At 48.9% G+C, this 307-nt stretch carries 1 pseudogene; it reads left to right on the top strand.

The window, feature by feature from the left end:
* Positions 1–307: pseudogene (locus AACR11_RS15795) on the top strand (type IV secretion system DNA-binding domain-containing protein); the annotation flags it as partial.

The following is a 307-nucleotide window of genomic DNA, read 5'->3' as shown; positions in this document are numbered from 1 at the left end:
TCACCAAACGGTAACTCGCCCTGTCGTGTCGAGCAGTGAAATTCAAGCCTTGGATGATTTGCAATGCTACCTTCGCGTCCCAGGCAGCAGCTTTATCACTCAACTGGGTTTGCACTTCGATAAGATACGTGATGTCAGTAATGCCTTTATCAAGCGTAATTACACACCTTCACCTGCCATGATGAAGGCATACCAAGAAGCGATTTACTGTGAGTGTGTCGCACCGGGTATCTTCCTGAGTGAAGAAGACCGTAATGCCCTGACCGAACTGCAAGCCAAGCAGTTTGAGACGCCGGAAGAGATGAAG

The organism is Vibrio sp. L85 (assembly GCF_963871815.1).
Classification (GTDB): domain Bacteria; phylum Pseudomonadota; class Gammaproteobacteria; order Enterobacterales; family Vibrionaceae; genus Vibrio; species Vibrio harveyi.
This window is presented reverse-complemented; position numbering and strand designations above follow the sequence as displayed.